This is a genomic window from Natronomonas sp. (genome assembly GCF_028274965.1).
Classification (GTDB): Archaea; Halobacteriota; Halobacteria; order Halobacteriales; family Haloarculaceae; genus Natronomonas.
Window position 1 is genome coordinate 20910 of sequence record NZ_JAQCNO010000013.1, and the last position, 7357, is coordinate 28266.

Sequence of the window (7357 nt, forward strand, 5' to 3'; positions counted from 1 at the left end):
GTCGCGTCGTCTTAAGCGTACTCCATTCGATTACCGTTGTTAGCTGGAGGGACGCGAACACGCCGATGTGTAAACCGCTGTCGGGCGGTACCGAACCGCATCGAATCCCCGGCGAACGGTGTTTTTCACTTCGGAAGATATTTTTTCACTGATGTGAAATACAGAGGTATGACCGCCGAGACAGAGGACCGGATACTCGCAGTCCTCGAGGACGACGCCCAAGCGTCCTACACGGAGATCGCCGAGCGGGCCGGCGTGTCGAAACCGACCGTCCGGAAGTACATCGAACGACTCGAGTCCGAGGGCGTCATCGTCGGGTACTCCGCTGACGTCGACCCGAAGAAGCTCTCGGGAAAGTCCATCGCGCTCGTCGGCATCGACGTGGCGAGCGAGCGCTACGTCGAGGTGACGCGGGAGCTGAAAGACCTCGACGTCATCGAGTCGCTGTACACCTCGAGCGGCGACCACATGCTGATGGCCGAGGTCCGGGCGGGCGACGGCGACGCGGTCGGCGAGGCGATCCGCGATGAGATCCTCTCGATCGACGGCGTCGAGGCGGCGCATCCCTCCTTTCTGCAGGAACGGCTGAAGTGACCGTTCGGGGCGTCGATCGGGGGCTCGGTGGCTGCTCGGCTTGGATGTATCCCTTCGGGTAGCCCGGATTCGAACCGTCTCGGCTCCGGAGTGTGTTCGTTCGGTCGTCTGCTCGCTTGAGGGACCCGTGGTTGCTGTAATCGACGACGCGTTACAACTGAGTCTCGGCAGTCCCATGGAAGGTGTTACCGCTTGCGAGCGTCAGGAGGTCGCTGTCGCCGCTCGATTGAAGTTCTGATATTTTTGCAACGTGGGTCGCGAGTCCACGGACCGGGCGAACAGTTTGGTCGTCGTCAAACTCGATATCTGGTCGCGAGTGGGGATTGTCGTAGTACACCTGATGGGACGGTCCCAGTTGCCCGTGCAAGTCTGTGAGATGCGCAAGCGTCAGATCCGCCTGCCCGTCGGGGGCTGAGCGACCGTTGAGCTGTCGCCAGTCGCTCATGTACGACTCATCTATCATATTGTGTTGGTTGTGACCGTGCAGCAAGAAATCTGGGATGTTCGTAGTATGTTATGCGTCTACCCGAGACCGGTCGTACAACAATCGGAAGGAGATTTGCAACCTAAACCTACGAGATAGGCTCTGTATATCTTGTTTTTGATTACCGGCTCTCTCTTTGCTCGACCTTGTTCAAATGGATGAAATTCACCATATACACGATTGAAACGATCTTGTTGGAACCATCAGTGCCAATTTAATGGTAAGATTTTTTGTTTATGGTAACATATTCTTCTCTATGTCAGCAGAAACGGATGCACAGGGGCGGCTGTACATCCCGAAGGAGGTGCGCGAGAAGTACGGCCAGAAGTATCACATCGTCATGTACGAGGATAGAATCGAGCTGATTCCGGTCGCGGACGATCCACTCGCCGCTGTCCGCGAGGCGGCAGGCGAGCTTCACGGTGCATCCGTCGAGGAAATTCGGGAGGATATCGAGGCAGAGGCGAAAGACGAAGCTGAGGAAGCCGGCGGCGACGGATGACGGTGTACGTCGAGACGGATCTCCTGCTCGCACTCGCCAAAGATACCGATTGGTTACAGAGTTCAGCAGAGGATGCTCTCGCCGAATACGATGTCGAAACGTCGCCGTTCTCGTATCTCGAACTTCTCCTCGCCCGGGAACGGTACGAGTTTGACTACGTTCCGCTGGTGGCGAACTTGCTCGAGCTCGTCCCCGTGCGAAACGAGGAAGAGAAACAGGTGGTTCTGAAAGCGCTTAACTACTACGACGAGGGAATGACGCCGTTCGACGCGTTTCACGCAGCGACCGCGGAAACGCGAGGGATGGACGTGCTCTCCTCTGAGAAGGACTACGAAGAGATCGAGGTCGAACAACTCCCACTCGAACCAACTGACGAGGAATAGCTTCGGACAGAGGAGGGAGTATCACGTGAGCGAAGCGAGGTACTCGTAGCGGTTGTCGTGACCGCGAGCGCGACAGATCTGATCGAATCTTCCGGCTGCTCATCAAGTCTAAAAATTCGAGCGGTGGCGCGGTATTCGACATATCCATCCACTAATGTGTAGCCAGAAGCCACGTAACAGCCGTTCTCTCGGCTACCGGCTCTCTCTTTGTTCGACCTTGTTCAGCTCGATCAGGAGCCGGAAGATCGCCTTCACTAGGTTCGCGTCGACGTCGAACTGTTCGGCGTTCGCGCCGGCGCGGTCCATGACCGCCTGCTCCTGTGACTCGTCCGTCGTCGGCAGCCCCTGTTCGCGTTTGACCGCCGCGATGCTCTCGGCGACGTAGGTGCGCTGTGCGATCCGCTCGACGATCTCCTGGTCGATGTTGCGGATCTCCTCGCGGAGTTCGTCGAGTTCCATCTCGGCCGGATCGCCGCGGGCGGATCGCTCTCCGGCGTCGTCCCGGTTATCGGCCATGGATCGCCCCCGCTTCGGTGCCGGAGCGCGCGCGGTGGGGTCCGCCGCGTCGGCGCTCCCGTCGGTCGCCCGCCGGGACCGAGCCAAGGGCCGCCCTCGGGACGGCTGTGCGGTCGTTCATCACCGGGTACTGGCCGCGGGGGCTACAAAGCAATGGCGGTCGCCCGGAAACGAGATCCCGTCCGCGTCCGGCCCGAGACGGCGGCCACGCCGCGGGAGAAGAGTTATGTGCAAAACGAGAGACACACACGGCAGGTTACGACGATGTCTTTAGAAAACAGGACGTGTCTGGTGACCGGTGCCTCGAAAGGCATCGGGTGCGGTATCGCCGAGGATCTCGGCGCCAACGGCGCGGAGGTGATCGTAAACTACCGGAGTTCGGAGGCGGCGGCCCACGATACCGCCGAGAACATCGAGGCGGCCGGCGGCGACGCCATCGTCGCCCAAGCGGACGTCTCGGAGATGGACGAGGTTCGGGGGATGTACGAGAAGGCGACCGACGCCTTCGGTCGCATCGACGTGTTGGTCAACAACGCCGGGATCACCGTCGACAAGAAGTTCGACAACATGACGCGGGAGGACTGGGACCGCGTCATCGACGTCAATCTGGGCGGCGTGTTCAACTGCACGAAGACCTGCTTCGAGGACATCCGACAGGCACATGAGGGCAGACTGATAAACATCTCGAGTGTCGTCGGACAACAGGGCAACTACGGGCAGGCAAACTACGCGACGACGAAATCCGGGCTGTTCGGCTTCACGCGAACGCTCGCGCTCGAACTCGCCAACGACGGTTCGACCGCGAACTGCGTCGCGCCGGGGTTCGTCAGAACGGAGATGCTCGAGTCGGTCCCCGAGCGCGTCAAAGAGGGGATCCTCGAGCGGATCCCCCTCGATCGGTTCGCGGAGGTCGAGGACGTCGTCAGCATGGTTTCGTTCATCGCACAGGAACAGTCGAGCTACATGACCGGACAGATCCTCGGCATCAACGGCGGGATGGAGTGGTGAGATGACGCGAGTCCCCATCGCGGGCGTCGGCATGACCGCGTTCGGCAGACAAAGCGAACGGACGAGCCGCGATCTCTTCGCCGAGGCCGCAAGCGAGGCCTACGACGACGCCGGGCTCGCCCCAGAGGACGTCGACGAGGTGTTCTACGGGAACTTCATGGGCGAGATCGCGGAACGACAGGGCCACTCCGGACCGCTCGCAGCCGAGGCCGCCGGGGTCACCGCCCCCGCGACGCGCGTCGAGAGCGCGTGCGCATCAAGCGGCGTCGCCGTCCGACACGGGGTCAACCGGATCCGAAGCGGGGAGGCCGATGTCGTGTTGGTCGGCGGTGCCGAGCGGATGACGAACCTCTCGACGGCCGAGGGGACGGCCGGGCTCGCGACCGCCGCCGACGCGCTGTGGGAGATCAAGGCCGGCGTCACGTTCCCGGGCGCGTACTCGCTGATGGCGAACCGCTACTTCCACGAGTACGGCGGCACGCGCGAGGACCTCGCCCACATCGCGATCAAGAACCACGACAACGCCCTCGAGAACGACCTCGCGCAGTTTCAGCGATCGATCGACATCGACGACGTGTTGACCGCGCCGACGGTCTGTTCGCCGTTCGGGCTCTACGACTGCTCGCCGATGAGCGACGGCGGCAGCGCCGCGTTGCTCGTCAGCGAGGCCGTCGCCGAGGATCGCGGTCTCGGCCCCGACGTCGCCATCGTCGGGTCCGGACAGAGCAGCGACCGGATGGCGCTTCAGGACCGCGCGTCGATGGCGCGCACGCCGGCCGCCGAACGCGCCGCGGAGACGGCCTACGGGGACGCCGGGATCGGGCCCGACGACGTCGACATCGCCGAGGTCCACGACTGCTTTACCGCCGCCGAGGTGTTCGCCATCGAGGCGCTGGGGTTCTACGAGGCCGGCGAGGGGATCGCGGCGGCCAGACGCGGCGAGACGACGATCGACGGCGAGCTCCCGATCAACCTCTCGGGGGGCCTCAAGGCGAAGGGCCACCCGGTCGGCGCGACGGGGTGCGGTCAGATCTCCGAACTCACCAAGCTCCTCCGGGGCGATCACGTCAACAGCCCGGCGGTCGCCGACGCCGAGATGGGCCTCACGCACAACGCGGGCGGGACGGTTGCGAGTTGTGTCGTCAACGTACTGGAGGTGATGGGATGAGCGACGACGTGCCCGACGCCGGGTACGACGACTTCCTCGATTCGCTCGCCGACGGCGAGCCGTTCTACCTCGAAGGCCCCGAGGGGGACGGCTGGCTCCCGCCCCGGCGGATCGACCCCGAGACCGGTCTGCGGGAGTTCACAAGAGAGCCCCTTCCCGAGACGGGCGAGGTGCTGACGATGACGGTGACGAACGTCGCGGGGCCGTCGTTCGCCGCCGACGCCCCGTATCTCGTCGCGGTCGCGCAGTTCGGTCCCGTCCGCATCACCGGCCAACTGCGGGGCATGGACCACGAGGACGTGGAGATCGGACAGGAGGTCACGCTCGGCGTGGGGACGAGCGAGGCCGGCGAGCGACTCGTCGTCTTCGAGCCGGCCTGAACGGATCAGGGGGTCCGCTCGGCTTTCGACCCGGCAGGGCTATTTCAGCAGTTGGCACTCGTAGGCCAGATACGCGGTGATAAACCCGAGTGCGTACCCGAGAAAGTGCACGTAGACGTTCGTGACCCGTCCGTCCGCGGCCACGGTGTCGGGGAACCCGATCGAGAGGAAGACGACCCAGACGACGACGGCGGCGACCGCGGGGGCGTCGACGCCGTTCACGCGCGACGGTACCGGGATCGCGGTCCCGATCTTGATTCCGATCCCGTCGGAGCCCGCGAGATACCGGGCGAGTCCGATCGCAAGAACCGACAGGAGGGCGACGAGGACGACGGCGTCCGTCAGGCCCGAACGCGGCGTTCCGACGGTCGCGACGTAGACCGCCGAGCCGAGAAACGCGACGAGCAGCACGGCCCCGTCGATGGCAGTGTCTCGCCGCCGCCCGACGTACGTTGCGATCACCGCCGGAAGGAACCCGACGAGCGCCATGTTCAACCCGGAGAACCCGTACATGACGCCGTCCCTGGGGACGGCGAGGTTGAGCCCGGACAGCGCGATCGGGAACGCGACGAGAAGCGTTGCGACGAGTCGGACGAACGCGCCGGCGCGTCCGGCGCGCGCCGAGAGGTAGTACGCGGTCGTCGCCACGACGAGAAAGGCGGCGAGGTTACTCAGGAGGTGCGAGGCGGTGAGGTGAACGAAGTGGGCGGTGTAGGCGGTGACGAGCGTCGGCTCGGCGTACGCGAAGCTGAGCTCCCGGCGGAGCGGATCGGGCAGGGCGTACACGCCGACCAGAACCGCCGACACGGCGGCGATGGCCCCGGCTCCGACCGGCGGCCGCGCCGCCGAGAGGCGGGCCCAGCCGCCGACGTTCGATCGTGACACGGTAGGGATATCGGGGCCGTCCCTTCAGATTGGTCACCTGATTACAGTCGGCGATTTGGCGCGTGTAACGGAGCGTCGAGGCGTCGCGTCGGCCGGTCAGACCGCCCGGATGCCGGTGATCTCGAAGCGCGCGCCGCCGCCCTCGCTCTCGGTCACGTCCACGTCCCACCCATGGGCTTCAACGACCTCCTCGACGATGGCGAGCCCGAACCCGGTGCCCTCCTCGGCCAGCGAGTAGCCCGGATCGAAGACCTCATCGCGTTCCGCTTCGGGGATGCCCGGCCCGTCGTCGGCGATGTAGATGCCGTCCGCGTCCGTCTCGCCGATCGTGACGGTGACGTCCTCGCCGCCGTGTTCGACCGCGTTGGCAAAGAGGTTCTCCAGGACGTGTCGGAGCCGCTCGGGGTCCGCGTGGATCGTCAGGTTCTCGACGCTCACCCGGAGCGTCGCCTCTTGAGGGGTCACCGTCCGGAAACACTCCTCGACGAGGCCGTCGATGTCGACCGGTTCCGTCCGATCGACGGTCCGGCCCTTCCGGGCCAGCGTCAGCGTGGCGTCGATGATGTCGTCCATCCGATCGAGCGCGCCCTCGGCCCGCTCGAGGTGATCGACGACCCCGGGGTCCTCCGAGGACTCCTTCGCGAGCGTGATCCGCCCGTCAACGACCGACAGCGGGTTCTGGAGGTCGTGGCTGACGATCCCGGCGAACTCGTCTAACCGCTCGGTCTTCTGTTCGAGTTCGCGCTCGCGCTGCTTCCGTTCGGTCACGTCCCGGGAGTTCATGATGTACCTGTCCTCGTCGAGGTCGCCGCCGGCGCTGGCGATCGACTCGATCCAGACGACCGTTCCGTCGTCGTGCTCGGCGCGGTGCTCGACAACAAAAGAGTCGCGCTCCCCGTCGACGAGTTCCCGGAACCGCTCGATGACGTGTGCGCGGTCCTCGGGGTGGACGAGTTCGATCCCCTTCGTGCCGACGGCCTCGGTCGGCTCGGAGTCGAGCACCCGCTCGGCCGCCGGGCTCTGATACCGGATCGTCCCCGTCTCGTCGACGACGGTGATGACGTCCGGGGAGTGCGTGACGAAGGACTGAAACCGGTTTTTCAGCTCCTCGAGGTCGCGTTTCTGCTTTTTGATCTCCCGTTTGGATCGGTACTGCTCGACGGCGTTTGTGATCCGGTTCGCAAGAAGCGTGTAGTGGTCGCTGCCCCGGGCCTTCTGGATGTAGTCGGTGACGCCGGCGCTTATCGCGTCGCTCGCGATGTCCTCGCTTCCCCGCCCCGTCACCAACAGAAAGGGCAGGTCCTCGTACGTCTCCCGAACCATCCGGAGGAAATCGAGCCCGTCGGCGTCGGGCATCGAGTAGTCGGAGACGACACAGTCGATCGAACCCGAGCGGACGATCTCGATGCCCGCCGCGGCGCTTTCGGCGGTCTCGAC

Annotated in this window: 10 protein-coding genes; 6 read left to right on the top strand and 4 right to left on the bottom strand. The window is 64.6% G+C overall.

What is annotated here, in order from left to right; genetic code table 11:
* Positions 1 to 168: 168 nt before the first annotated feature.
* Positions 169 to 594 carry an HTH-type transcriptional regulator LrpA1 gene (gene lrpA1, locus Q0916_RS01980; protein WP_299233636.1) on the top strand — a complete coding sequence of 142 codons (426 nt, stop codon included), beginning with the start codon at positions 169 to 171 and terminating at the stop codon, positions 592 to 594.
* A 151-nt stretch (positions 595 to 745) separates the two neighbouring features.
* Here the strand turns inward: lrpA1 and Q0916_RS01985 are convergent, their stop codons facing one another.
* Entirely contained in the window at positions 746 to 1057 is a 312-nt protein-coding gene (locus Q0916_RS01985) for a hypothetical protein (protein WP_299233640.1), read from the bottom strand.
* A gap of 277 nt (positions 1058 to 1334) precedes the next feature.
* Between Q0916_RS01985 and Q0916_RS01990 the strand changes: the two genes are divergently transcribed.
* Together Q0916_RS01990 and Q0916_RS01995 are read left to right on the top strand one after the other, a co-directional pair.
* Entirely contained in the window at positions 1335 to 1580 is a 246-nt protein-coding gene (locus Q0916_RS01990) for an AbrB/MazE/SpoVT family DNA-binding domain-containing protein (protein ID WP_299233642.1), read from the top strand.
* Entirely contained in the window at positions 1577 to 1963 is a 387-nt protein-coding gene (locus Q0916_RS01995) for a PIN domain-containing protein (RefSeq protein ID WP_299233644.1), read from the top strand. The genes Q0916_RS01990 and Q0916_RS01995 overlap by 4 nt, the downstream gene beginning before the upstream one ends.
* Before the next feature lie 192 nt (positions 1964 to 2155).
* On the opposite strand, the gene Q0916_RS02000 is transcribed toward Q0916_RS01995, so the two are convergent.
* A complete protein-coding gene (locus tag Q0916_RS02000; protein ID WP_349254492.1) occupies positions 2156 to 2479 on the bottom strand; it encodes a chorismate mutase in 324 nt (107 codons plus the stop codon).
* A 264-nt stretch (positions 2480 to 2743) separates the two neighbouring features.
* Here Q0916_RS02000 and Q0916_RS02005 point away from each other — a divergent pair, with 264 nt between their 5' ends.
* Genes Q0916_RS02005 through Q0916_RS02015 form a run of 3 tightly spaced genes read left to right on the top strand, consistent with a single transcriptional unit; the run spans position 2744 to position 5035 of the window.
* Complete coding sequence (locus Q0916_RS02005; protein WP_299233645.1) at positions 2744 to 3487, top strand: beta-ketoacyl-ACP reductase; 744 nt, start codon at positions 2744 to 2746, stop codon at positions 3485 to 3487.
* Between the two features lies 1 nt (position 3488).
* Entirely contained in the window at positions 3489 to 4655 is a 1167-nt protein-coding gene (locus tag Q0916_RS02010) for a thiolase domain-containing protein (protein ID WP_299233646.1), read from the top strand.
* A complete protein-coding gene (locus Q0916_RS02015; protein WP_299233647.1) occupies positions 4652 to 5035 on the top strand; it encodes a Zn-ribbon domain-containing OB-fold protein in 384 nt (127 codons plus the stop codon). The genes Q0916_RS02010 and Q0916_RS02015 overlap by 4 nt, the downstream gene beginning before the upstream one ends.
* Positions 5036 to 5074: 39 nt before the next feature.
* Here Q0916_RS02015 and Q0916_RS02020 read toward each other — a convergent pair whose 3' ends face one another.
* Complete coding sequence (locus Q0916_RS02020) at positions 5075 to 5920, bottom strand: hypothetical protein (protein WP_299233649.1); 846 nt, start codon at positions 5918 to 5920, stop codon at positions 5075 to 5077.
* Positions 5921 to 6016: 96 nt separating this feature from the next.
* A partial coding sequence (locus Q0916_RS02025; RefSeq protein WP_299233652.1) for an ATP-binding protein occupies positions 6017 to 7357 on the bottom strand: 1341 nt, incomplete at its 5' end.